This is a genomic window from Butyricimonas paravirosa (assembly GCF_032878955.1).
GTDB classification, from domain to species: Bacteria; Bacteroidota; Bacteroidia; order Bacteroidales; family Marinifilaceae; genus Butyricimonas; species Butyricimonas paravirosa.
In genome coordinates this window covers 5,415,992-5,442,331 of sequence record NZ_CP043839.1, presented here as the reverse complement: position 1 = coordinate 5,442,331, position 26,340 = coordinate 5,415,992, and the positions used below count along the sequence as shown (strand labels likewise).

At 46.4% G+C, this 26,340-nt stretch carries 18 protein-coding genes; 11 read left to right on the top strand and 7 right to left on the bottom strand.

All coding sequences use genetic code 11. From position 1 onward, the window contains the following. The first annotated feature begins 13 nt into the window (after positions 1-13). From F1644_RS21890 to F1644_RS21855, 8 genes are all read left to right on the top strand, one after another. The gene (locus F1644_RS21890; RefSeq protein WP_168044396.1) at positions 14-1,237 is read left to right on the top strand and encodes a porin; all 1,224 of its coding nucleotides are present in this window, start codon (positions 14-16) and stop codon (positions 1,235-1,237) included. Between the two features lie 11 nt (positions 1,238-1,248). Continuing rightward, positions 1,249-2,139 (top strand): hypothetical protein, encoded by an 891-nt coding sequence (locus F1644_RS21885; RefSeq protein WP_168044394.1) that lies wholly within the window; start codon positions 1,249-1,251, stop codon positions 2,137-2,139. Between the two features lie 112 nt (positions 2,140-2,251). Beyond that, a complete protein-coding gene (locus F1644_RS21880; protein WP_168044392.1) occupies positions 2,252-3,757 on the top strand; it encodes a hypothetical protein in 1,506 nt (501 codons plus the stop codon). A gap of 152 nt (positions 3,758-3,909) precedes the next feature. Beyond that, complete coding sequence (gene nadB, locus F1644_RS21875) at positions 3,910-5,478, top strand: L-aspartate oxidase (protein WP_168044390.1); 1,569 nt, start codon at positions 3,910-3,912, stop codon at positions 5,476-5,478. Positions 5,479-5,689: 211 nt separating this feature from the next. Further along, the gene (nadC, locus tag F1644_RS21870; protein WP_168044388.1) at positions 5,690-6,526 is read left to right on the top strand and encodes a carboxylating nicotinate-nucleotide diphosphorylase; all 837 of its coding nucleotides are present in this window, start codon (positions 5,690-5,692) and stop codon (positions 6,524-6,526) included. 115 nt (positions 6,527-6,641) lie between these two features. Then, positions 6,642-7,568, top strand: a complete 927-nt coding sequence (gene nadA, locus F1644_RS21865; protein WP_168044386.1) for a quinolinate synthase NadA — start codon at positions 6,642-6,644, stop codon at positions 7,566-7,568. Between the two features lie 128 nt (positions 7,569-7,696). Beyond that, positions 7,697-10,147, top strand: a complete 2,451-nt coding sequence (pheT, locus tag F1644_RS21860; protein ID WP_168044384.1) for a phenylalanine--tRNA ligase subunit beta — start codon at positions 7,697-7,699, stop codon at positions 10,145-10,147. Positions 10,148-10,719: 572 nt separating this feature from the next. Next, positions 10,720-11,271, top strand: a complete 552-nt coding sequence (locus F1644_RS21855; protein WP_229782451.1) for an NUDIX hydrolase — start codon at positions 10,720-10,722, stop codon at positions 11,269-11,271. 4 nt (positions 11,272-11,275) lie between these two features. Here the strand turns inward: F1644_RS21855 and F1644_RS21850 are convergent, their stop codons facing one another. Genes F1644_RS21850 through F1644_RS21840 form a run of 3 tightly spaced genes read right to left on the bottom strand, consistent with a single transcriptional unit; the run spans position 11,276 to position 15,029 of the window. Further along, positions 11,276-12,787 carry a tetratricopeptide repeat protein gene (locus F1644_RS21850; protein ID WP_118302767.1) on the bottom strand — a complete coding sequence of 504 codons (1,512 nt, stop codon included), beginning with the start codon at positions 12,785-12,787 and terminating at the stop codon, positions 11,276-11,278. Between the two features lie 38 nt (positions 12,788-12,825). Continuing rightward, positions 12,826-14,226: an NfeD family protein gene (locus tag F1644_RS21845; RefSeq protein WP_118302880.1), complete on the bottom strand. Its 1,401-nt coding sequence runs from the start codon at positions 14,224-14,226 to the stop codon at positions 12,826-12,828. Continuing rightward, complete coding sequence (locus F1644_RS21840; RefSeq protein ID WP_118302769.1) at positions 14,226-15,029, bottom strand: EI24 domain-containing protein; 804 nt, start codon at positions 15,027-15,029, stop codon at positions 14,226-14,228. Before F1644_RS21840 ends, F1644_RS21845 begins: the two co-directional genes overlap by 1 nt. A gap of 328 nt (positions 15,030-15,357) precedes the next feature. Here F1644_RS21840 and purB point away from each other — a divergent pair, with 328 nt between their 5' ends. The 3 genes from purB to F1644_RS21825 all read left to right on the top strand — a co-directional run bounded on the left by purB (position 15,358) and on the right by F1644_RS21825 (position 19,481). Beyond that, complete coding sequence (gene purB, locus F1644_RS21835) at positions 15,358-16,698, top strand: adenylosuccinate lyase (protein ID WP_087419987.1); 1,341 nt, start codon at positions 15,358-15,360, stop codon at positions 16,696-16,698. Between the two features lie 81 nt (positions 16,699-16,779). Further along, positions 16,780-18,603: an ABC transporter ATP-binding protein gene (locus F1644_RS21830; protein WP_118302771.1), complete on the top strand. Its 1,824-nt coding sequence runs from the start codon at positions 16,780-16,782 to the stop codon at positions 18,601-18,603. 2 nt (positions 18,604-18,605) lie between these two features. Next, a complete protein-coding gene (locus F1644_RS21825) occupies positions 18,606-19,481 on the top strand; it encodes an NADPH-dependent 7-cyano-7-deazaguanine reductase QueF (RefSeq protein WP_118302773.1) in 876 nt (291 codons plus the stop codon). Positions 19,482-19,953: 472 nt separating this feature from the next. Here the strand turns inward: F1644_RS21825 and F1644_RS21820 are convergent, their stop codons facing one another. From F1644_RS21820 to F1644_RS21805, 4 genes are all read right to left on the bottom strand, one after another. Further along, positions 19,954-20,565 (bottom strand): porin family protein, encoded by a 612-nt coding sequence (locus tag F1644_RS21820; RefSeq protein ID WP_087419984.1) that lies wholly within the window; start codon positions 20,563-20,565, stop codon positions 19,954-19,956. A gap of 276 nt (positions 20,566-20,841) precedes the next feature. Continuing rightward, on the bottom strand, positions 20,842-22,431 hold the full coding sequence (locus F1644_RS21815) for a S41 family peptidase (RefSeq protein ID WP_118302775.1): 1,590 nt from the start codon (positions 22,429-22,431) through the stop codon (positions 20,842-20,844). Between the two features lie 98 nt (positions 22,432-22,529). After that, entirely contained in the window at positions 22,530-23,021 is a 492-nt protein-coding gene (locus F1644_RS21810) for a metallophosphoesterase family protein (RefSeq protein WP_087419982.1), read from the bottom strand. 169 nt (positions 23,022-23,190) lie between these two features. Beyond that, positions 23,191-26,265, bottom strand: coding sequence for an AAA family ATPase (locus tag F1644_RS21805; RefSeq protein ID WP_118302777.1), 3,075 nt, complete (start codon positions 26,263-26,265; stop codon positions 23,191-23,193). Between the last annotated feature and the right edge of the window lie 75 nt (positions 26,266-26,340).

The following is a 26,340-nucleotide window of genomic DNA, read 5'->3' as shown; positions in this document are numbered from 1 at the left end:
GAATAACAGCATTATGAAAACATTATTTATAGCAATCATAACATTATTATCAGTAACCGCAACAATTGCACAGGATAATAAAAATACCGCCAAATTCGAATTAGGCAAAGGACTTGACATTAATTTGAATGGTGGCGAATATAACTTCAACCTAAACGGTTTTATCCAAGTTTACGGTGCCTACCGGAATGAAAAAGATGGCGAGGATGAATCATTATTCGGCGTGAAGAATGCCTTCTTCGGATTCAAAGGAGGTGCTTTACACAATAAATTCACGTTCATGCTGGAAGCCAATTTTGCCGACTCCAACCCTCTTATGGATGCTTGGGCTGCTTACAACCTAAAAGATTACCTGACCATTACCGTCGGGCAAAAACAAACATTCACCAATAACCGGGAAATGATCATGCACGAAAAGAACCTGAGCATGGCAGACCGTAGTATCGTGAGCCAGTACTTCTCAGGTACCGGACGTGAACTAGGACTCTTTTTTGAAAGCAAACTCTATCTTGGAAAAATAGCATTAAAACCTTCTATCGCCATTACCACGGGAGACGGAAGAAACTCTTTCGGTTCCAGTTCTATTGACGTCGATATGGGAGGTTTAAAATACGGGGGGCGTTTAGACGTACTTCCATTAGGAGAATTCAAATCAGGTAATGACGGTGTGGGAGCAGATTTTGCTCGTGAAGAATCACCGAAATTATTGGTTGGTGGAGCCATGAGTTACAATGACGGAGCAAGCAACAAAGTTGGTGAAGGACATGGAGATTTCGTTCTTTATGACAAAGACGGAAACTCTAAATTCCCGGCACTTCGCAAAATCGCTGCCGACTTATTATTCAAATGGCAAGGTTGGAGCATTATGGCCGAATATGTCAACGCATCGGCTACCGACTTGAAAGGTATTTACACAAAAAGCACGGGAGACCAACCCCTGCAACCGGAAGAGATTGCCAATTACCTAAATCTTGGAAACGGGTATAACGTGCAGGTGGGCTACCTTTTGAAAAGCGGTTGGGGATTCGATGCCCGGTTCAGCAAAGTGAAACCGGAATTCAAAGAAACGGAGACCTCCCCGCTTTGGGAGACCAATGAGTATGCAGTAAGCGTGGCAAAATATTTTATCGACAACCGCTTGATGTGTCAAGGAGCTTTTACCTACCTGAAGAACCCGAACTTCAAAACGGCAAACGAAAAGCTTAGCGCAGAATTTTCAGTTCAAATTATCTTCTAATTTCAGATACGATGAAAACCAATTTAATCATATCATTATTCATCACCTTCTTCTTGTGCAGTTGTGAATGGAAAAGTGACGTGGACGACCCGGTTTTAAATAAACTGGGTACGGGCCACGGGATTGTAACCTACACGGATTACGAGCCCCTGAAAGCGAAACCGATCAACCTGCATTTCTACATTCCGGAAGGAGACATCAAGACCATGCCGATCGTGTTTATCCTACCCGGAACCGGAAGAAACGCCAACGATTACCTGGCAGCGTGGATGAAGAATTTTAGGAGCAAGGAAGTTATTGCCATTGCTTTGGAATTTCCACAGGAATATTATTCCACCAGTGAATATATCGAAGGCAACATGTTCAAAAAGAACGAGGCTCTTCCCGAAGAGCAATGGTCTTTTTCCGTGATCGAGGCTATATTCAGTTACGTGAAGGCTGAAACCGGGAACCAAGTCAACCAGTACAGCCTGTTCGGTCATTCGGCCGGAGCTCAATTCGTACATCGTTTCGTGACCTTTAAACAGAACACGCATCTGAACAAGGCTGTTGCTGCTAATTCCGGCTGGTACACGGTTCCCGACGTACAGGTTGAATATCCCTACGGGTTGAAAAACTCTGGTTATACAGACAACACGACACTCTCCCACTTGTTCGGTTCGAGCCTCATTGTCGCATTGGGAGATCAGGACATTGATCCCAATGATAATTCCTTGCGGCATGACGAACAATCCGATGCCCAGGGATTGTATCGTTTTGCCCGCGGAGAATATTATTATAGCGAAGGCGAACGCATTAGTAAAGCCAACAATATGGTATTCAATTGGAAGAAAGTCATAGTCAAAGGTGTGGCACATGATTTTGAAGCTATGATGGTTCAAACCATAAACTATTTATTCTAGACTTTTTGCAACCAAAGTCTACTTGAGACTGCCCGACACCCCTCTATCTTTATTTGTCGGGCAGTCATTTTTTACTTTCGATTCTCGTCCGCAAATATTATATTTGCAGGGCATGAAAAAATCAAAGAAATATATAATTATAACAAATACCTATCTCGCACTATATAAACTATGCGTGAGCGTTTTAGTTATACTCCTGCTCGTTATTTCCAATCAAGTTACTTTATCCGCACAAACAAACAACAGCGAAACAGAAAAGAACGACACGATCCCGGCAGACAAAAACCGTTATATTTATTTGAAAAAACGTCTACTATTAGATTTTGATATTTTACTGCAACCTCGGCAACAAATTTATTTCGGGCCTATCTTACAGATCAAGTCCAATGAAAATGAATATTATAACGTATTTCTCGACTATCGCAGGGGAGAATTACAACAACTCATTGTTTATTCGAAAGAAAACCTAAGGAAACTTCCCATTCCCCAGTTTAAAACAACATCCGGAGAGCAGGAAATCAATATCAAGCTGACACTCTTTCAACAAAAGAAAGAGTTCATCATTCAACTCGGTGACACACTATACACCATCAACAACCTCGGTTTTAATCCCAAAGCCGGATATAAATTTACCTTTACCGCTGACAAGGAACAAGTGCTTGACCCGAGTGGAAATCCCGCTTTACAGATCAGCAATATCCGTTTCATTGAAACAACCGACAAACATATACCTAAAAGTATATGGTACTGGTTCGTGTTTATCTTGATTATCGATTTATTGATATTCAGCGGGGTTCATATCCGAAAGAAATTATTACGTCGGAAACAAACGGCCTCTGCTGTCCAACTGGAAAACGAACTGGAGACTATTCCTGATAGTCTGCCGGCCTACTCTCCCCGCACCACGAATGCCATCTACCTGTTTGGCGGGTTCCACATCTATGATGCGGAAGGAAATAATATTACCAAAAAATTCACCCCGCTCTTGAAAGAGCTGTTTTTATTGTTGGTGACCCACACTCCCGAAAAAGGAATCACCTCGGAACGCTTGAAAGAGATCCTTTGGTTTGATAAAACCGAACAAAGTGCCAAAAATAACCGGGCCGTCAACATTGGAAAGCTCCGGAGTATTTTGGACACCCTAGGTGAAAATGAAGTGAGTAATAAAACCGGAAGTTGGGAATTATTCTTAAACCCGGAAACCATCTATATCGATTATTATGACTACCTGACACTGTATAGCAAAGGAAAACTTTCCTCCCGGGAAGACATCTTGAAACTACTCCAACTCACCCGTCAAGGAGGTTTCCTCTCGGATACCGGATATGAATGGTTAGATCGTTTCAAAGCCACCGTGTCTGATTATATCATTGACACTCTTGTTAGTTACTCGACAATTTCCGTGAATACCATCATGGAACCGGATTTGGCATTACAAATCGCAGACTCCATATCCGTGTTTGACCAACTTAACGAACACGCACTTCAGTTGCGGATAAATGCCTATGCGGCTCTAGGGAAACACTCTTTGGCTAAAAAAAGTTACGAGAAGTTCACGAAAGAATATCTAAACGCATACGGGGAAAAATTCAACAAATCATTCACGGACTTCAGATAACACCTTGATTGACGCTTTTCTATTGGTATTCCCTATTTCTCGAAAAACTCAAGAAACACGGAGTGAAGGAAAGAAATCTTGAAAAAACGAAGGAAAGAGGCGGGATATAGATAAAAAAATCCTAATTTCGTGCCAATTTACATGACACAAAAATGCGTAATTACGATTATATCATTGTCGGGAGTGGTTTAGCGGGTCTTTACACGGCCTATCGTGCGTCTGCCTACGGGAAAGTTGCACTATTAACTAAATCAAACATCAGGGAAAGTAATTCTTATTTCGCCCAGGGAGGTATTGCGGCTGTCACCGGAGAAGATGACGCCCCGTTATTTCACTTTCAAGACACGATCACGGCAGGAAGAGGTCTATGTGACTATCCCGCAGTGAACGTACTGGTAAATGAAGGGCCTGCCCGCATACAGGAATTAATCAATGACGGTATGCACTTTGACACGGAAAACGGGGAGCTGGCTCTAGGGCTAGAAGGAGGCCACCACCAGAAACGAATTCTTCATGCCGGAGGTGATGCCACCGGAAGAATGATCACGAATTTCGTGATTGATAAAGTGGAGCATTGTCCTACCGTGGAAATATTCGATAATCATGCCGTCATCGCCCTGTTACAAGATGAACACGGATGTTACGGTGTCAGATGCTGGGATTTTAACGAGAACCGAGAAGAGATCTTCACGGGACACAACGTGTTCCTGACTTCCGGAGGGACCTCAGCCATCTATAAACGAACGACCAATCCTCACACGACCATTGGAGACGGTTTGGCTTTAACCTATAATGCGGGGTGCGAAATCGTGGACATGGAATTCATTCAATTCCACCCTTCCGCTATCTACACTCCTACCGGAGAGGCATATCTGGTGAGCGAGGCCGTTCGCGGTGAAGGCGCACACCTGTTGAACCAGCAAGGCGAACGCTTTATGGTGGGAAAACATGAATTGGCTGAACTTGCCCCGCGAGACATCGTGGCCCAGTCCATATTCCAACAAATGAAAGAACACCACGAGGACTACGTTTACTTGTCATTAAAACACCTTGACCCGGAAAAGATCAAGAAACGTTTCCCCAACATCTTCGAGAAATGTGCGGAATTAGGTATCGACATGACAGACCGTATTCCGGTGGCTCCTGCAGCACATTACACCGTGGGCGGGGTGAAAACGGATCTCACGGGACGTACCAATATCCCACACTTGTACGTATGCGGAGAACTCGCCTCATCCGGTATCATGGGTGCCAACAGACTGGCGTCTAACTCCCTGATCGAATGTTTGGTGTTCGGAAAACGTGCCGTGGAAGACTCCGTACGTAACCGACGGGAAGACCCGATTCCGGAAACCATACCTTCATTCTCCTTGGATCGAGAGAAACTAGATGCCTACCTGTCTTTAAAAAACAAGGTCGCCGACATCATGACTCAAGAGGCCGGGATTATCCGTACGGAAAACGGATTGCAGGAAGGATTGGAAAACTTGCTCCGTTTGGAACAAACCGAAATATTCGAAGAGAACGAATACTATTCGCTGGTAAGTAAAAACCTACTTACCGTCGCCGAATTAATCATCCGTTCCGCCCTCTTCCGTAAAGAGAGCCGCGGAGGTCATTTCCGTTCCGACTACCCCACCCCGAATGATGACTATGTTTGCCATATCATTCAACAGAAAGGCAAAGAGATCAAAACAACACCGGTAATCCTGAACAATTGAAAATGGAAAATGAAGAATTGAAAATGAGAACTCCTCCGCCCTTCGGGCACCTCCTCTATAAACAGAGGAGGAGTTTAGTTACTCTTCAATCTCAAGATGGTATTTTTAACTCTCCCTCTGTTTATAGAGGGAGTACGGCGTAGCCGGGAGGGAGTTTAATTTAAAATCATAAATCAAGAAATTAGTTGAATTTAAAATCTAAAATTAATATATGTACGATTCGCTCATAGACAGACTCATCGACCTTGCGATAGAAGAAGACATCGCAACGGGAGATATTACGACCAATGCCATTATCCCGGTACACGCTAAAGCGGTTGCCGAAATGAAAGCAAAAGCCGACGGTATTATTTCCGGACTGGAAATCGCGAAACAAGTATTTGAAAGATTTGAAAAAGATATAGTATGGGAGCCTCTCGTTACTGACGGGACTGCCGTAAAGAAAGGGGATATTATCCTGCGCATCGAAGCCAGCTACCGCACGTTACTTTGCGGGGAACGTCTATCATTGAATATCCTGCAACGAATGTCCGGTATCGCAACAGCTACCTCTCACTACATGAAAGAGCTGGCAGGAACGCATACCCAGCTATTGGACACCCGGAAAACAGCTCCTGGTTTGCGGGTATTGGACAAAATGGCCGTACACCACGGAGGGGGTTCCAATCACCGAATGGGACTTTACGACATGATCATGCTGAAAGACAACCATATCAAGATTGCAGGAGGTATTCCCAATGCAGTGAAAGCCGTGAAACAGAATCTTCCGTTAAGTATCAAAGTGGAAGTAGAAACCACCACCTTAGAAGAGGTACAACAAGCCATTGACGCGGGTGCAGACATTATCATGCTTGATAACATGAGTAATGAAACTATGGCCGAAGCAGTGAAACTTATTGCGGGCAGAGCAAAGACAGAGGCATCCGGAAACATGAGTATCCCCCGTCTCCAAGGTGTTGCCGCCACCGGAGTTGATTACATCAGTGTCGGTGCCCTCACCCACTCGGTTACAGCTTTGGATATTAGCATGAACATTAAGATGAACTAAAAGATTAAAACTAAAAGATAAAAATTGAGGATTATAAAACTTACTTTCGTAAGTTTCAATCTAAAATCATTAAATCTAAAATTATTATATCTTTGAAGTCTCAAAAAACAAGGTTATGACGCAGACAGAGATTATCGACAGGATAAAACAACTCAAGAAAGAGAAAAACGCCATCATTTTGGCGCACTACTATACTCGTCCTGAAGTACAAGACATCGCTGACTATTTGGGTGACTCTCTAGGACTTTCCCAGATGGCCGGAACCACAGAAGCCGATATTATCGTTTTTTGCGGTGTGCATTTCATGGCAGAAACAGCATCCATCATCTCCCCCAATAAGAAAGTGCTGATCCCCGCAGAAGGAGCCGGTTGCTCTTTAGCCGAGGGAGTAACCGGGTATGACTTGAGAGAATGGAAAAAAGCAAACCCGGATGGTCTCATTGTCAGCTACGTGAACACCACGGCTGAAGTCAAGGCTTACACGGACTATTGCTGCACATCTTCCAATGCCTTGAAAATAGTGCAAAGCCTGCCGAAAGACAAAAAAATTCTTTTCGTTCCCGACAAGAATTTGGGTGCTTATATACAAAAAGTTACCGGAAGGGAAATGGAAATTTGGAATGGAGATTGTTGCGTACATGACAAAATTGACACCCAGATGGTACTGGATAAATTGGAAGAATATCCCGATGCTGACGTGCTGATTCATCCCGAATCCAGTTGTTCGCACGACGACCGGGTATTAAATCATCCTCGTGCCTTCATGTATTCCACGGCAGGGATTATCAAACATGCCAAGGAATCCCCGAAACAACGATTTATCATTGCCACGGAATTGGAAACCATCCATAAACTCCAAGCGGACAACCCGACCAAAGAGTTCATCCCCATTCACCCGAAAACGATATGCGGACAGATGAAGAAGGTTACTTTGGAAAAAGTACTCGAAGCTCTTGAAAAAGAGCAATACGAAGTACGGCTCCCGGAAGACTTGAGAGAAAAAGCCTGGTTGCCCATTCAACGTATGTTAGACCTTAGTTAAAAGGATTCAGTGATTGACGATTAAAGACTAGGTGATTAACCTATGGGGAAAAATCACAGAATCAAGAATCAATAAATCACTCAATAAATAGAATCTAAAATTTAAAATCTAAAATTTAAAATCAAAATATGAACGTATCACTGAACTGGTTGAAAGACTATCTAAAGATCGACCAAAGCACTGAAGAGATTTGCAAAATTCTGACAAGTATCGGACTGGAAGTTGGCGGGTACGAAGAATTTGAGGCAATAAAAGGGGGATTAAAAGGATTGGTCATCGGTCATGTGTTAACTTGCGAGGCACATCCCGATTCGGACCATTTACACGTGACGACTGTTGATTTGGGAACGGGTGAACCGGAACAAATCGTTTGCGGGGCTCCTAACGTGGCTGCCGGACAGAAAGTAGTCGTTGCCACCGTAGGAACAACCCTTTACAAAGGTGATGAAGAGTTCGTGATCAAGAAATCAAAAATACGGGGTGTAGCCTCTAATGGTATGATCTGCGCCGAAGACGAAATCGGTGTCGGAACCGATCATGCCGGAATCATGGTATTACCCGAAAATACCCCGGTTGGAATACCAGCCGCAGACTATTTCAACGTTTACCGGGACACGGTTATCGAAGTCGATATTACCCCGAACCGGATTGACGGAGCCTCACACCTTGGTGTAGCTCGTGATTTAGCCGCTTATTTACAACAGACACAAGATATTCACTATACTCTTCCCTCCGTGGAAAATTTCCAACCGGACAGCACGGATGCTAAAATCACCGTACGAGTAGAACGTCCCGAGGCTTGCCGTCGGTACGCCGGAATATGTATCGAAGGAGTAACCGTTAAACCGTCTCCTGAATGGTTACAAAACCGAATGAAAGCTATCGGATTACACCCGATCAATAACATCGTGGACGTGACCAACTACATTCTTTTCGGTCTGGGACAACCTTTACACTCTTTCGATAAAGACAAAGTAAAAGGAAACGAAGTTATCGTGAAGAGTGTTGCCAAAGGAACTAAATTCACCACTTTAGACGGAGTAGAAAGAGAATTACACGAGGATGACCTGATGATCTGTAACACCGAGGCCCCCATGTGTATTGCCGGAGTATTTGGTGGACAGGAAAGCGGTATTTCGGACACAACAACAAACGTGTTCTTGGAAAGTGCTTGTTTCGACCCGGTATTCGTCCGCAAAACAGCTCGCCGTCATGGTTTGAACACGGATGCCTCTTTCCGTTATGAACGGGGAACAGACCCGAACATCGTGATCTACGCGCTGAAATTAGCCGCCATGATGATTAAGGAAGTTGCCGGAGGTAAGATTACTTGCGCTCCTATCGACATCTACCCGGAACCCGTGAAGGATTTCGAAGTGTCCATAAAATATGCTCACGTGGATCGATTGATCGGTAAAAAAATTGACCATGAGATAATCAAAAACATTCTCCGTTCTCTTGAAATAAAAATCGTGGAAGAGTGCGAAGAGGGTCTTTTATTGAATATACCCCCCTACCGTGTTGACGTGCAAAGAGAAGCTGACGTAATCGAGGATATTCTCCGCATCTACGGTTTCAACAACGTGGAAGTACCTGCCAGCGTAAGATCCACGCTAAGCTATTCCGAAAAGCCGGATGACTTCCAGTTGAAAAATATCATCTCAGACCTATTAGCAGCAAACGGATTCTGTGAAGTAATGAACAATTCATTGACGAAAGCTAGCTATTACGAGGACTTCAAGTGTTTCGATCCCACGCAGACGGTAATGTTATTCAACCCGCTTAGTGCAGACTTAGGAGCTATGCGTCAATCCTTGCTCTTCGGCGGACTGGAAAACATTGCTTACAACATCAACCGGAAAAACAACAACTTGAAATTATTCGAATTCGGTAAAGGCTACACCTTCAACAAAAAAGAAGGTATTGACAACCCGCAAAAACAATACAAAGAAGACAACTTGCTTTCTCTCTTCATCACAGGGAATAAAAACATGACCACCTGGAATGTCAAAGAGGCGAAAACTGACTTCTTCTATTTGAAAGCGTATTGCGAAATGATATTAACCCGTCTAGGACTTCACCCCGATAACTTGAAAATTGATGCCACTGACAAGGACATCTTCCGGGAAGGATTGACGTACAAAGCCGGGGATAAACATATCGTATCCATGGGTATCTTGAGTAAAGCCCCGCTGAAAAAAGCAGATGTTAATCAAGAAGTCTACTACGCTGAATTCTCGTGGGAAAACATTCTGAAAGCCATCAAAAACCTCAAGGTAACCTACACCCCGCTACCGAAATTTCCTTCTGTAAAACGGGATTTAGCCTTGTTGCTTGATAAGAAAGTCACTTTCAAGGAAATCAAAGAAACGGCGTTCCGTACAGAAAAATCATTACTGAAATCCGTCACGTTATTCGACGTGTACGAGGGAGAAAAACTCGGTGCAGACAAGAAATCCTACGCCGTCAGTTTCACCCTTCTCGATGAAGAGAAGACCCTCACGGACAAACAGATCGATAAAATCATGAACAAGTTGATGGGTACCTACAAACACCTGTTCAACGCTGAAATCAGATAGTTACAAGTTTACAGGCTACAAGTTATCATTCCACTTGTAGCCTGCTTTTTAATTTTCAATTCTCAATTTTCAATTGTATGAAGTCCCTTCTCCCCTCCTTTATCCTTATTCTTCTATACTTCATTGCCGAAGAGTTTTTTGGTCCGAAAGTCGGTTTGATAGCCGTAATCGTGTTAGGAGCCGGAGAGTTTTTCTATTCATGGATCAGGGAGAAACGTATCAACAAAATGACACTCTTCAACACCCTGTTCTTCATTGCCCTTGCGGCAGTCAGCGTGTTGCTCGAAGGAACTTCTTTTGAAAGGATACAACAAACCATCGTTGAGGCAGCCATGTGTGTACTAATCGGGATATTTGCATTTTCGAAAGCGGACATGACTCAGACATTGCCCGAATCATACCGTAAGACATTACAAATCACCCCGGAACAGCAACAAGCCATGCACCGGATGTTACGCCTGCTATTTTACCTGCTCGTATTGCATACAGTCCTAGCTTTCACTTCTGCCTTTATCTTTGACGAAGAAATACATCAATTCATAGAAGGACCTCTATTGTATATTCTGATTGCCCTGTTCTTCCTCACGTTATTTGTTAAGAACAGACTACTTGCCAAAGCAGCCAGTCAGGACGAATGGTTACCTATCGTGAACGAGAAAGGCGAAGTCGTCGGCAAAGCTACCCGTAGAAGTTGTCATTCCGGCTCCATGCTCCTGCATCCCGTCGTGCATCTCCACCTTATCAACGAACAAGGGGACATTTACCTGCAAAAACGCAGCATGAAAAAGAACTTTCTTCCCGGAATGTGGGATACTGCCGTGGGCGGACACGTCGCACTGGGAGAGAAAATAGAAGATGCCTTAAAACGGGAAACTTTCGAAGAATTGGGTATCACGAAATTCAAGGCCCGTTTCCTCGGTTCCTACGTGTGGGAGAGTTCCCGCGAACGAGAACTCGTATTCCCTTTTCTTTGTACCTCTCATGACGCCATTCACATCAATAACGACGAAGTAGACGAGGGGCGTTTCTGGTCACGCAAAGAGATCGAACAAAATGCAGCCGCCAACATTTTCACCCCGAACTTTTTACACGAATACAATCGTCTGTTGAAAAAGATCAAATAATCGATCAGCGTCCTAACTCCTGCAATTTGGTCTTCGCCCGATCCATACCTTGATCAGCCGCCTTGCGATACCATTTCACGGCCTCCTCAATATTCTTTGTCACACCGTAACCATATTCATATAGTAATCCCACGTTAAACTCTCCATACATGTTACCTTGTGCGGCAGCCTTACGATACCATTCCATTGCCTTACCATAATCTTGTGAAATCACCTCCCCGTTATAATACAGGTTTCCAAGACTATTCTGGGCAGAATCAAATCCTTGGTTAGCCGATTTTTCGTACCATACTTTGGCCATAGACAGGTCTTTCGAAACACCTTTCGCATACTGATACATCCGTCCCAAATTATATTGAGCATATTTGTTTCCCTTATTTGCGGCATTCCGATACCACCTTACCGCCTCCGTTAAATTCTGACCTACCCCGTTCCCATTCTCGTACAGGATAGCCAACTCATTCATAGCGGAAATATTCCCTTGATTAGCTGCCTTCAAAAGCCATTTAGACGCCTCTCTGTAATTCTGCGTTGTCCCCTTGCCATTTTTATACAACCATCCGACCATGTATTGGGCATAGGCATCATCATAGTCAGCCACTACTAAATAATTTTTTAGAGCCTCCGTGTAATTTTGCTCGTTATAATACTTAGCCGCCCGACTAGAATACTCCTTGAGTGCCGCTTCTGAAAGAGTTGCCCTTTCACCTGATAACAACTTCAGTCTTTCAGTAGCTTGCTCGTACCCTAACTCCGCAGCTTTCTCGTATAATGCCTTAGCCATATCTTTATCTTTACCAACCCCAACTCCAGTTTCGTACATCACACCAAGATTAAACAAGCCCCTGTTATATTCTTGATCAGCTGCTTTACGATACCACTTAACGGCTTCGGCTACATCCTCTTCAACACCCACTCCACACTGGTACATATATCCCAAACAGCACTGTCCTCTTGCATTCCCAAGCTCTGCCGATTTCCGATAACATCTCACAGCCTCAATCACATCCTTGACAACCCCTTTTCCCTCTTCATAAAGAAGACCTAGGTTACAATATGCTTCATCAAAATTCTGATCCGCCGCCTTACGAAACCACTTTGCAGCCTCCGCATAATTTTGAGCAATCCCCTCACCATCCTTGTACATTAACCCCAAATTATTCTGCGCATAAAAATCACCGTTCAAAGCAGCCTTCCGATACCATTTCACCGCTTCCGCGTTATTCTCCGGCACACCTAATCCTAAATCATATAGCAATCCGACCATATTCTGAGCTTCCGTATTCCCAGCATCTGCTGCCAAGCGATAGTATTTCATCGCCTCCCCGTAATTCTCCTCGTCGTAATGCTTCCCCGCTTGTTTCATCCAGTTTTGTACTCGCTCATCATCCTGCATGACCATACATCTTGCATGATTTTTACTTACATCATTTCCTGCCTCTCCGGCATATGAAACCGTGTTCACTCCCAGTAAGCACGACAACACACCTATCATACCTATTGTTCGATTTCCCATATCGTTCCAATTTTACACCTCTTTTTATATATATTCTCTTAATTTATAACCACGTAAACCTGCCCGGCCTGGTATTTAACCACCCGTACCACTTTTCCTCTCTCAATAAAAGCACCCGTGTCTGACACGGCGTCATACACCTCGTTTCCGATCATTACCTTCCCCGCCGGACGTAAATCTGTGAATGTAGTTCCCACCTTACCAATCTCCTCCTTTGCCGCCATATCCACGCCCACGAAACCATCCTCCACTTTCTGTTCTGCATGAAGAGCAAAATTCAATCGCCGGGAACCAAACAATTTTCGGCTCAACCAAATACTCCCGAATAGTGAAAGTAACGAACAACTCACCACGAAAAACAACGAGCGAATAATAGCACTTGTAAAATCCGGCAAGAAATCAAACGTGAAATCATCAATCCCCGCCAATACCAACGACGCCACCACGCAAACAATTCCCAGTACCCCAGTGACACCAAAACCCGGTATCACGAATATCTCCAGCAGCAACAGGATAATCCCCACCACAAACAGGATCATCTCCACGTAATTTGCCATCCCTTCCAAATACAACGGGGCAAAATACAACAAACACGCTGTTATCGCTGCTACCAAGGGGAACCCAACTCCCGGAGTCTGTAACTCGAAATAAATTCCCCCGATAATAATCATGATCAAAATCCCTTGCACGATCGGGCTAATCAGAAACCCTATAAACCGATCCATCGTCGTCGGTTTATACTCGTGCAACTCGTAATTCGTAATTCCCTCTTTCTGTAACACTTCCACCACGCTCTCCGCAATTCCGTCACAGAACCCGTATTGTATCGCCTCATGCGGAGTAAACGTTACCACTTTCCCGCTATCCGTTACCCCCTCAACTACAACCCTCTCGTCCACCATAGCTTCGGCAATCCTCGGATCCCGTTTCCAACGAATCACCCTTTGCCCGTTCTCTATCACAGTATCCTTCCCGTGCGCCTGAGCCGTGGCCCGAATCATCGATCGCATATATGACTGGTACTTATCGGGCATGGCATCCCCCGTTTGGTTCACGACTGTTGCCGCACCAATATTCGCCCCCTCCCGCATATAAATACGGTCACAGGCAATAGAAATCAACGCCCCCGCGGAGGCTGCATTATTATCAATAAACACCCACACCGGTTTCGGATAATTCAATATCAAACTACGCAGAGAATCGGCATATACTACCATTCCCCCGTACGTGTTCATGTGTACCAAAATAACATCTGCATTTTCGTCCGTGGCCCGGTCAAAAGACCTTTTCACCAACCGCCATATACTAGGACCAATCTCGTCCTTAATATCCACCTTGTAAACCAGTTCCCGATTCTCCCCCGAATCATTTTTTTCCTCCCCGGCAAACATCTGCAGGCTTCCCATCAACAAAACCAAAACAATCAACCACTTTCTCATCATGCTATATCTTTCAATTTTTGAATATTTTCCTCCCCCAACTGTTCCTCGACCACTACCGTTCCCGCCACTACTGAAAGTAACGACACGAAACTGCAAACCACGATACTCCCCCACGGGATCATCAACGACAAGGCAAACACAGTCCCGATAGCCGTCACGCTTCCCGCATTATGTCGCATATAACGAACACTCTCCTTTACCCGGAAACGCTTTCTCTCCACAGCATAATCCATAAAAGCGAACCCGTAGAAATAAGCCCCCACTCCAAAGGTCAGTACAGGCATAACCAATCCGGCCAAAGGAATAAAAGAGCCGAAAAACAACACAATCATCACGAGTAATTGCAGGATCATACAACGTAACGAAATCGCAATACCTCGTCCGATTTCCCAAACCAATTGTTTCAGGTTAAACGGGTACTCCCGTCCCGACACGATCGCTTCCGTCCGTTCCGAAAGCCACGAGTAAACGGGCGACATCACCACCATTACCACGTACCCCCCGAACGAAATAAATAGTATATAATACAGGAAACGGGTTAACAACTTTACCAAGAATCCGGCCACTCCCGACACCCATTCCAACCACGATATACCCTCGATCCACTCCGTCATTTTCGCCTCGATCACACCGGAAAGTCCGTCCCCCAAATACCCCACGGCATAATTACCGGCCACGAACAACACGATGACAATTACCACCGGGAAAAGCATAAAATACCACAACTTACTAGAAAACAACAAACTTATCGCCTTCCCGTATGCTCGTATTCCTCTCGAAAAATCTCGTGCAAAACCCATAAACAGTGCATTAAATTTCCCGTAAACTTAAACATTTTTTCGCAAACATCAAGGCAACGACGTGGCCTTAGAGTTCATAAAGTTTGTAAAGTCGAATCTTCGATTCTGAAAGTTCATAAAGTCCAAAATCACGGGCGTCCTCCGGACTGTATCTGTCGGCAGTTCCTGCAGCCATAGACAAAACGCCCTACTAGGAGTCCACAGACTTTACGAACCTTACGAACTTTATAAACTTTCCACTACTTTATAAACTTTACGAACTATTTTGTACTTTCGCGTGAGAAAGTAAATTCCTTGATTTAACAATAACGTGAAAAACAAATAACATATGCAAGCATTAACAGCAATTTCGCCGATTGACGGCAGATACAGGGACAAAGTAGATAGCTTGGCAAACTACTTTTCCGAGAGTGCCCTGATTCGTTACAGGGTAATGGTAGAGGTTGAATACTTCATCGCTCTCTGCGAGTTACCGTTACCACAACTACGGGGATTCGACCATGCGCTGTTTGACAACTTGAAAGAAATATACCTGGACTTTACCGTCGAGGATGCCCAAAAGATCAAAGACATCGAGAAAGTAACCAACCACGACGTGAAAGCCGTGGAATACTTCATCAAGGAACGGTTCGACGCACTGAACCTCCACGAGTACAAAGAATTCATTCACTTCGGGTTGACTTCACAAGACATCAACAACACGGCAGTACCCTGTTCTTTCCGTGATGCCATTCACGACGTGTACTATCCCGTGATTGACGAACTGATCGCCAAACTCGAAGAGCTGGCCGAAGAGTGGAAAGACGTACCCATGCTGGCAAAAACCCACGGGCAACCGGCATCCCCGACCCGATTGGGTAAAGAGATCCGTGTATTCGTCTATCGTCTGACCAAACAACTGGAACTACTGAAAAAAGTAGCTTGTTCCGGTAAATTCGGAGGTGCCACCGGGAACTTCAACGCCCACAACGTGGCTTACCCGGAGATCGACTGGACGGCATTTGCCAACAAGTTCCTTACCGAAAAACTGAAAATAGAACGGGAACAATACACCACCCAAATATCCAACTACGACAACTTTGCCGCCGTGTTCGACAACCTGCGCCGCATCAACAACATCGTGGTGGACTTGGATCGTGACTTCTGGACGTATATCTCCATGGCCTACTTCAAACAAAAAATCAAGGCCGGAGAAGTTGGCTCGTCAGCCATGCCCCACAAGGTAAACCCGATCGACTTCGAGAACTCGGAAGGCAACCTGGGAATAGCAAATGCCGTGCTTGACCACCTCAGCAACAAATTGCCAATCTCCCGTCTGCAACGTGACCTCACGGATTCCACCGTCTTACGTAACATCGGGGTACCCTTGGCCCACACGATCATCGCCTTCAAATCCACGCTGAAAGGATTGAACAAACTGATCATCAACAAGGCGGCCATCGAGGCAGACCTAGAGGATAACTGGGCCGTGGTAGCCGAGGCCATCCAGACCATACTTCGCCGCGAAGCTTACCCCAACCCGTACGAGGCGTTAAAAGCCCTTACCCGTACCAACAGCAAGGTAACACAAGCCTCCATTGCCGAGTTTATCGACACTCTTGACATATCTGCCGAGTTGAAAGAACAACTCAAACAAATCAGCCCATCAAACTACACGGGAAAACTATAAAACAATTGAAAATTGGAAATGGAGAATTGAAAATGTATTCTATTCTCATTTTCAATTTTCAACTTTCAATTTTCAATTATTATGCGTGATTTCATACAAATTTTGAAGAGGTTCATCCCTCCTTACAAATCCAGACTCGGAAAAAACATCTTCTACAATATTCTTTCCGCTGCTTTCGGCTCTGTTTCGTTCGTGCTACTCGTACCCGTGCTAAACATCCTTTTCAACGTGACGGAAGAAGTAACAGAACTCGTACCATTCGAACTAAACAAGGAGAGCTTGATGACGAACTTCAACTATTACGTCACGCTATCAAAACAACATTTTTCCGCATCAACCACCTTACTATTTGCTGGTGGTTTCTTCGTACTAGCCGCATTATTCAAAACGGGATTCTCCTATCTCGCCTCCTACGAGATCGTGTTCATCCGGAATGGTGTCGTGCGGGATATTCGTCGGAAAATATACCAAAAGATATTATCATTGCCTCTTCCCTTCTTCTCCGAAGAACGCAAGGGTGACATCATCGCCCGAACCACGGGTGACGTACAGGAAGTGGAGAACTCCATCATGAACTCGTTGGAAATGTTCTTCCAGAACCCCATCATCATCCTGATCTACCTCTCCGGAATGATCTTCATGAGCTGGCAACTAACCCTGTTCGTGCTGGTACTACTGCCCATCATGGGAACCTTGATCGGTAAGGTGGGAAAGACCTTGAAAAAGCGCTCCAAGGAAGGGCAGGACAAGATGGGTGAAATCCTATCCAACATCGAGGAAACCCTTTCCGGCCTCCGCGTGATCAAGGCATTCAACGCCGAGGATAAGATGGATAAGTTATTTACCTCGCATAATGAACAGTATCGCCAGATCATGAACCGCCTGATGTGGCGTCGTTCACTCGCTCACCCGATGAGTGAATTCCTCGGAACCATCGTCGTGGTAATCGTCGTGTGGTTCGGAGGCCTTCTTATTCTCGGGCAGACACCTCTCATGGATGCCTCAAGCTTTATCGCCTATATCGCTCTCTTCTACTCGATCATCAACCCGGCAAAACAATTCTCCACGGCACTATACAGCATCCAGAAAGGAGCCGCCGCCATGGACCGTATCGACCAGATACTAAATGCCGAATCAACCATACTGGAACCCGAACAACCGAAACCGTTAAACGGGTTCAATAAAGAGATCGAGTACCGCAACGTGAGTTTTGCTTACCGTCCGGACCGCGTCGTCCTAAAGGACGTGAATGTCAAAATAGGAAAAGGACAGACCGTTGCCCTCGTCGGACAATCCGGCTCCGGGAAGAGTACCTTTGTCGATCTCTTGCCCCGTTTCTACGACGTGATCAAGGGGGAAATCCTAATCGACGGCATCAACATCAAGGACGTGTCGTTACACGGCTTACGTGAACTCATGGGGAATGTGAACCAAGACCCGATCCTCTTTAACGATACTATCTTTAATAACATCGCCTTCGGCGTCGAATCGGCCACCCGGGAAGAGGTCGAACGGGCAGCCCGGATTGCCAATGCCCACGAGTTTATCATGCAAACCGAGAAAGGATATGACACCTGTATCGGGGACCGCGGGGGCAAATTAAGCGGTGGACAACGCCAACGCTTGAGCATCGCCCGGGCCGTGTTGAAAAACCCGCCCATCATGATCCTCGACGAGGCGACCTCCGCACTGGACACCGAGTCGGAAAAGCTCGTGCAGGAGGCCCTCGATAACCTGATGAAAAACCGCACCTCCATCGTCGTGGCCCATCGTCTTTCAACGATCCGCAACGCCGACATGATCTGCGTTTTCCACGAGGGTAAAATCGTGGAACGGGGACGCCATGAAGAACTGTTGGCTCTGGATGGCATCTACACGAAATTATACAACATGCAAAACTTCTGATCATGAGTATTGAATCCAAAGTCCTCGGCCAACAAGTTGCCTACCCGACCGATTATTGCCCGTCAATTCTCGTTCCGGTCCCGCGTAGCCTGAACCGGGAGATTTACGATATTCATACCCCGGAAGAATTGTTCTGGGGATTCGACACCTGGCACGCCTACGAGGCCGGATTCTTGGCCCGAAACGGCTTACCCGTGTGCGGCGTTCTAAAACTGGTATACCCAGCCAACAGCCCGTGTATCGTGGAAAGTAAATCGCTGAAACTATACTTGAACTCCTTAAACATGACCCGCCTCGGGGAAGACACTCCCTCGGGCGTAGAAACATACCTCCAAATCGTAAAATCGGACCTCGAACAAATACTGCAAACCCGTGTAGAAGCCACGTTTTTCCGTCAAGCCCCCGAAAAACCGTATTTCGATTTTCAAGATTACACGCTATTGGAAGCCACACCCGGCATCGAACGGGAAACCTTCACCGAGTACAATGAAAACCCGGCATTACTGGAAAGCCGGACAACCGGAAGAGGGGAAATCAAGGCATGTAGCCACCTGTTACGGAGTAACTGCAAGATCACGAAACAACCCGATTGGGGTAGCATCTACATCCACATACAAGCCGACTGCCTGCCGGATCATACCTCCCTCTTGAAATACATCGTCTCCCTGCGAAACGAGAACCACTTCCACGAAGAGATATGTGAAATGACCTACAAACGCTTGTGGGACCTCTTCCACCCGGAGATTCTCGCAGTATCCTGTATCTACACCCGTCGCGGGGGCATCGACATCTGTCCCTCCCGGGCCAACCAAGCGGAATATCTCCCGGAACACCTCCAAGCCCCGGAAACATTAACCCGGAAATTATTAAGACAATAGCAAAAGGACTGCCTAAACGATATTTAGACAGTCCCTGCAACCAGTCCCCACTTTACGGGTCTGACAACCACTTTACACTATCATTTTTTGATTCGTTAAACGAAGGTTTATAGAGATCGTCCAAAACGACTTTTAGAAAGTCATGTGCAAAGAACAATTACTATCGTTTAACCATTGATTACAAACATATTAAACCTTATGACAACTTTTTGGTAATTAAAAGAAATAACTACATTTGTAATATCAAAAAAGGTTCGTTAAATAATACTCGAAACAAGCCCTAGTTTCATACCTAAATCACACCTTCCAAGCCTCAAAATCAGTCATATTAATTATTCCCGTTGACTTACAAGCAACAATACGATATTAAATAAAAAGACCGCACCTGAATATTCAAAGTGCGGTCTTTTCAGTAAAACTCATCTATCTCACGTCATGAAACTTACGAGTTTCTATATTCCACAGTAAACGCCTAGAATTTCCAACCGGCTGATAACTGGAACACCCGATTCTGGTTATTACCACCGAATTTATCTTTCTCGATCACGTTCGTCAACCCCAAATTGTAACGGGCAGAAACGACCAATCCCATGTTGAAATCGTAAGACAACCCCATAGCAAAACTCAAATCCACCGTGTTTAAATGATCAATATCCGTTTTCACTTCCGTTCCCCCGGATTTTGTTTTATTCTTACCATTCAAGGCAAAACCCAGTTGCGGCCCGAGATCAACGCTAACCCCTTCCCAAACATAAAATTTAGCCAAAACAGGAATATTCAAATAATTCACGCGGGCCCATGTCTTCACACCCCCGGACTTTCCTTTATCTCCTTGACGAGAATAGATCAACTCCGTCTGCAAACCGAAAAGATCATTAAATTTAAACTCGGCAAAAGCTCCTAGATGGAAACTAAACTTACTCTTGTTCAAACCGTCACTGATACTTGCCACGTTAAACCCGAACTTCGGACCAAAATAGAATTCCGTCCCGGTTAAACCTTCCACCTTGTTTTTAAACGACGTTTGGGCCTGCACGCTACCTAACATGACCATGGCAAGCACCACTAATAAAAACTTCTTCATTCCACTAAATTTAAGGTTAATATGGTAGAACTGAAAAACGAGTTTTTCAGTTCGGTTACAAGTTAACAGGTTACAAGTTACAGGTTAAAATACCTCATACACGCCATAACTGTTAACATCAATAAATATTTGCAACAAAAAACAGGCCAAAGGGATGAACTAAAAAACAACTTTTTCAATTCGCTTACAAATTAACAGGTTACAAGTTGAGGCCAAAATATTCAAATCCCCGAAACCTGTAACCTGCCAACCTGCAACTTATCAAGTAACGTCCCGTTACTTGATAATCTTCCCATACGTCCCGTCATGCAATGCCTTCACGGCAGCTTTCAGTATCTTGTTCTCCTCGTTGGAGATTCGGTACAACTCGTTCATATTCCAAAGATCACGGGCAATCAGCGACTTCACGAACAACTTGATTTCCGGCACGATCGGGGTGAAAAGTTTCTCATCCTTCTTCACGCCTTGTTTTTCGCCGTTTTTCACGATCTCATCAATCATATCACTTGTCACCTGGAAATTCTTCTGGAACATCTCGAACTTCGGGTATTTCTTTTTAAGCGACTCCCGGTTCTTGTCCACGTAATTCAACACATATTCATTGATCACGCCCTTTGCCAGCAAACGATTAAAGTAGCTGTAATTGATCCCCGTGTCAATCGGTACAAACACGTCAGGAATAATACCACCCCCACCGTAAACCAGACGATGATCCTTCTTCGTGTAATATTTCGTGGAATCCGTCAACTCGATACTATCGGCACTGAACATCTCGCCACTATTATACCGTTCGAACACCTCGGCCTGATAATCCTTCCCCTTGTAAGGTTTCTGGATGCACCGACCCGACGGTGTGAAGTAATGCGACACCGTCAGACGAACCATAGAACCGTCCGTCAACGGGAACTGCCGTTGCACAAGTCCCTTACCGAAAGAACGACGTCCCACGATCAACCCACGGTCCCAATCCTGCACCGCTCCCGACACGATTTCGCTGGCAGAGGCCGAGTTCCCGTCAATCAACACGACCACCCGGCCGTCTTGGAACAACCCGGCCGGTGTGGACGACTCGCCCATACGCCCGAAAGCGGGACTATCCGTGTACACGATCAACTTCTCCCCGTCAAGCAAATGATCGGCCAAACCGATAGCGGCACCCATGTAACCGCCCCCGTTTCCTTGCAGGTCGATAATCAGGTCTTTCATACCCTGCGCTTTCAATTCGGTCACGGCCTTTTCAAACTCTTCCACCGTGGTTGCGGCAAAACGGGCAATCTTGATATATCCGATATTCTTATCGATCATGTAAGAGGCATCAACGCTATAAATCGGAATCATGTCACGCGTGATATTGAAATCAATGATCTCACTGCCTCTCTTCACTTTTACCTTCACGATAGACCCTTTCTCGCCTTTCAACCGTTTCCGCACGTCTGTGTTGCTAATCCCGATTCCGGCGATATTCTCCCCGTCAACGGCAATAATCCGGTCTCCGGCCAGCAAGCCCACCTTCTCGGAAGGTCCCCCGGCAACCACATCCACGACCAGCAACGTATCGTTAAGCACGTTAAACTGTATCCCGATCCCAAAAAAGCCCCCGTCCAGCGGTTCATTCGCTTCTTCAACCTCTTCTTTGGAAATATACACGGAATGAGGGTCCAAATCAGCCAGTACCTTCACGATGGCATCTTCCGTCAATTTCTTCAGATTCACGGTATCCACGTAAGCGGCATCAATCATTTGCATTAATCGCTGGTACTTAATCGCTTGTTCCTGCACCTCACGGGGCTTTCGTTGCGCATCAGCATTTTCCCAACTCAAACAGGCGATTAGCAATGCAACCGCCGATAGTAATACTCTTTTCATACTTTATTATATACTTTATGTTCTTCCTATTCTACGTGTAATTTGCACAAATGTAACAAACAGAAAGCATTAAATGTCCTAACAGACTCTTAAATTATTTATTTTTCTAACTCGATCAATTCAAGGTTTTCAATCCGTTCCCCGTTAATCTCGAAACGGGCTGCAGTCCGTACCGTGTGGAACCCGAATTTCCCGGCTGCCCCCGGATTGATATGCAAGCATCCCAACGCCTGATCATACTTCACTTTCGCAATATGCGAGTGACCGCACACGAAGAGCTGGGGACGTTCCCGCCGTAACGTCTCCGCGATCTTCCGGTCATAATGCCCCGGGTAACCTCCGATATGAGTGATGACCACTTTCACGTTCTCGCAATAAAACACCTCTTTTTCCGGGAATATCCGGCGTAATATACCCCCGTCAATATTCCCGTACACGGCGTGTAACGTGAACCGTTTCGCCAGTGCATCCGTAATCGCCACGTCCCCGATGTCCCCGCAATGCCACACTTCGTTACAATCCTTGAAAAACTCCACGATCTTCGGGTCCAACCACCCGTGAGTATCTGATAACAAACCGACCTTTACCATATTCAATTAAGTTTATAAAGTTCATAAGGTCCATAAAGTTTATAAAGTGACGGGTGTCCTTTGAACTGTGCTTATCGGCAGCTCAAGCTGCCGCCAGTAAAGCGCCCGCGGGGTCCATTAAACTTTATGAACCTTACAAACTTTACAAACCTTATGAACTCTTTCATTTTCAATTATCAATTATCACCACGCTCCCCCTCTCCACCGTGTTCTCCACGAATAAACACGCCGGAACCTCCTGCTGCATTTCCTCGACATGGGAGATCAGCCCGACCACCCGGTTCTCGGCCCGCAAGGATTTCAAGGTTTCGAAGACGACACTCAACGACTCCCGGTCCAGCGAGCCGAATCCTTCATCCAAAAAGAAAAAGTTCTGGCTACTCCCTGTCAGATGGCGGATATTATCCGTCAATGCCAAAGCCAACGATAACGAGGCTTGGAACACCTGTCCCCCGGAAAGCGTGCGGGCACTCCTCACCCGCCCCTCGTTCATGAAATCACGTACCACGAAATCATTTTCCTCGCTCAACTCCAGTTTCAAGCGCTGGCGGGTCATCCGGTAAAAACGCTCGTTCGCCGCATTACAGAGATTCTGTAAGTAAATCGACGAAACGAACTTCACGAAATCATTTCCCCGGAACAACCCCTTCAACATCTGCAAATTCGTCAACCGTAACTCCAAACCTTCCAACTCCCGCCCGATCTTCTCCCGGGCCGCCACACGGGTTTCCATATCCTTGATCTGGTTCCCTAAAGCTCCCTGTTCTGCCAGCATCTCCCGTTCCCGTACCAGCGCTGCCTCCACCCGTTGACATAGCGCAACGTGTTCTTCCTCGTTATAAGACACCCCAGCAAGCAACACCTCCAACTCCGCTTTCCGAACCTGCACGGCGTGAACCTGCTCCCGGTAACGATTAATCTCTCCCCGCACCCCGGGCAAATCCAGCTTAGCGGCTAGCACCTCCCGAACCGCTGCCAGATCGGGATAAGCCGAATCTTTCAACAAATGTTCCAACTCCTGTACTTCCTCTTCCAATTCCTGCTGCAAACGGGTCACCTCCTTACTTTTTTCCTCCACGCTCCCTTCCCACTTCCGGAAGTCCGCCTCGATCACCTGCAACCGTGCGGCATCCCGTTGATAATCCCGCCCGACCTGCTCAAAACGCTGCCTACATCCTTCCAGCTCCTTACCGACTTCCGTGTCGGGCAACCCCTCGTACTCCTTCCCATCGAACCCCGCCTGCTGCTCCCGCAACAATTCGGCCTGTGAATCCCGCTGCACGATCTCCCGGCTGATCTCGTCAAGACGGGCAACGTACTTTTCAAGATTCACTCGTTTCTGCTCGATGCTCTTCTCCGTGTTCCCGCACACCATCTCCCGCTCCCCTTCCTCCTTATTCAAGAGTGCCACCCGGTTCATCTCGTCTGTCAGGTGCTGCATATTATCGGGTGTAAACCCTTCCCACGCAAAACGGGTCAGATGCTCCCGTAACCGTTCCCGCACAACAGCCTGCTGTCGGGTGATTTGTTCTTTCCGTTCCCCTGCCAACCGCAACCGTTCCCCGATCACGACCAGACGGGACATCATCCGTTCCAACATCTTCCCTTCTTCCTCCAAGCCCGTGACACGGTCGGTCTTCTCCTTCAACTCACCCTCGACTTCCGTGGCGTGTAAGGGTGCGGGATGCGACAAGGCCCCGCAAAGGGGGCAAGGTTCACCCTCCGACAACTCCCTCGCAAAATCCACCAATCGCTGGCGGGTACTTAAATGTAACCACTCCTCCCGCGTCTTCTGCACGGTGGTGGCAAGTTGTTCCTGCCTCTCCCGGCAAGCCTTCTGCAACGCCTCGTATGTCATGGCCTGTAACGCCCCGAACGCGGGATATTGCTCCTGCACCATCCGCACCTCCCCTTCCTCCCGGGCGATTTCCTTATCCACCCCGACTAACTCCTCCTGCCAACGGGTCAACTCTTCCCGGAGATGCTGTTGTATATTATACCATTCCCGAATGTCCGATAACATCTTCATATCGGGAATCGACTGGTTTAACTGCTCTAACCTCTCTTTCTGTTCTCGTAACTGCTCCTGCAACACCTCGATCTCCCGCCTCGTCGCCACCACGATTTCTTCACCCTTACGGTGTCGCTCCTTCAGTTCATCCTGCTCCTTGCTTATCGTACGTAAATGCAGCAATCGTTCCAATTGTCCGGCACGCTCTTTCAACACATCCCGTCCCTCGTACGCCTGTTTCAATTGAGAGAATTGTCCGGAAAAACGGGTAAGCTCGGCCTGTTTAGCGGTCAGTTGCTCCCGGTAACCGGACAGCACCCGCACAGACTCTGCCAACCGCCGCCCCGTCTCGTCGTGGCGGCTCAACGGTTGCTGGAACTGTTGCAAACATCGCTCGTACTCGTCCACGCGAGCCTGCAAACCCGCCATCGCCTCCCGTCGTTCTAACAGCTTTCGTTCCTCTTCCTGTCGTGCCACCCGCTCGTCAGTGAGTTGTTTCACTTTCTTCCCCCTCTCCACTTGCTCCTGCCCCTCGTGAATCTCTTTTTTCACCCCGGCTATCTCTTCCTGCAAGGCCGCGTAACGCTGTTTCCGCTCGGCCAACTGCTCTCCGTTCACCTCGCCCAATCCCGTGAGTTGTCCCCGCAAATCGATCACCCGCCGGGTCGTCTCCCCCTCCAAGTAAGCCACCCGCCCACCCAGATCGTAGCGCCGGAGTTCTCCGAAAAGCTCCATCATCATATCGGTACGCTCCTTGTCCCGCAACATCAGGAACTCCTGAAACTTCCCCTGCGGGATAATCACCACCCGCTTGAAATTCTGTGCCGTCAGCCCGATCGCCCCGACCACTTCTTCCCGCGTACAGGGCAACCACTCGTCGCCCTCCCACACGTGGTAAAGGTATTTCGGCGAACTCACGTCAGCGAACCTCTTCTTGTTCCGCCTGCACTCCACCGTTGCCCGATACAATCGTCCGTCCTCTCCCGCCCGGAACTCGAAGTCCACGAACAGGCGGTCGGATTGCAGGTTCATCACGTTATATTTCACGTCATTATTCAAACGGTCAATCGTACCGTAAATGGCATAGATCATCGCCTCCAATATCGTTGATTTTCCACTCCCCACCGGACCGAATATCCCGAACAACCGGGCCTCCGTCAATCGAGTAAAATCTATCGTCTGGCGCTCCCGGTAGGAGTAAATACCTTCAAGGGTTAATTTAACGGGCAACATAGGAAATTGAAAATTAAAAATGATAGAACCTGTAACTTACCGAAGACAAACACGGGGGATAATTTAGAAAGTTTC